The organism is Lutimaribacter saemankumensis (genome assembly GCF_900100005.1).
GTDB classification, from domain to species: domain Bacteria; phylum Pseudomonadota; class Alphaproteobacteria; order Rhodobacterales; family Rhodobacteraceae; genus Lutimaribacter; species Lutimaribacter saemankumensis.
The window spans coordinates 1-1243 of the sequence record NZ_FNEB01000045.1 but is presented as its reverse complement, the minus strand read 5'-3'; the positions used below and the strand labels follow the sequence as shown (position 1 = coordinate 1243).

Below are 1243 nucleotides of genomic sequence, written 5' to 3'. Positions count from 1 at the left end.
AACCGTTTCAGCGTGTAACGCGCAAGGCCATAGCCGCAATCTTTCCCTTCAAGCTCAGGGAAAAGCGTCACAATCTCGTCCCGTTCGACCGGCGTAACCGCTTCAAGCGACTGCTGGCCGGGGTACAGGCTTTCGAGCGGACTTGCCTCGGCAAAGACGATCTGATGCTGATCGAACAAGAAATGCCAGTATTCGATAGTCTCACATGGGACGATGCGGATCGTATGGTCATTTACCAGATGTTTGGCGGCTACCAACACCTGTGCCTCACCGAACAGCAGCTCAGCCCTGAATCCTGTGATCAGAACCCGGTGATTTTGCGACACCCAAAGGTCGCGCGCATTGCCGATTGCCCCGCGACGGATACGCACCGGTGCATTCGCGCCAACACCAGCAGTTTGGGTGCCGCCGATCCAGCGAATGCGCTGCGGCCCTTCATCCATTGTGTTGACCAGATCGCCCACCTTCAGCGTTTCAATCGCCTGTGGGCCCATGGGGGTTTCGATCAGAGTGCCTGAGGCGAAACACACAATGGTGTTTTCGGCAAAGATGTTGAGTTCGCTGGAAAATCGCCCGTCCGAAATCTCTCCGCCCGAGATTACCCCATCGCCATTCAGGTCGATATTTTCGTTGGTGGGCACCTCTAATGGTCCATTGGTGGATGCCAGCGTACCCAGAATATTCACACCCGCTACCGCCGCCATCTCACCCAGAACCGGCGCGCCGATGTCGGTCGATGTCAGCGCGCTTGCATCAAATTCCAGATACCGGTCGCCCATCGTATTGCGCCCGACCTCTATATCTACTCCCCCACCTGGCGGAGCATCATATTCATAAAGGGGCACATCGTAGAAATAATTCGAGGCGCTATCGTAGACCGTAATGCCTACAATAACTGAGTCGTCGGTCAGAACCCCGTCCTCGGTCACACCTTCAACATGATAAACGATAATATCGTCATCTTCGAAAATGGCCGTACCATCATGAATCATTAACTCGCCCCCACCACTTGCGTTGGTATTGGTTTGAGGGTCGCCAATGATACTGAAACCGTTCAACAACAGAGTTGTATTGGCCATTACTGCACTTTTCCTGCCTCGAAGCCGGGTCTTTTGCCCGTTTTTTCGCTTTTTATCTTTTGAGCTTTAACATTAAGGCGGAAATGTGGCGCAAATAGGGCGGGGCTATACGACCTGGGGCGGCTCTCCGCGCTGCAGGCTTTCAAATGGCTAATGATTTTTCA

The 1243-nt window shown here is 53.5% G+C and carries 1 protein-coding gene; it reads right to left on the bottom strand.

From position 1 onward, the window contains the following. A partial coding sequence (locus tag BLT50_RS18875) for a Hint domain-containing protein (protein ID WP_139170604.1) occupies positions 1-1079 on the bottom strand: 1079 nt, incomplete at its 3' end. Positions 1080-1243 lie beyond the last annotated feature (164 nt).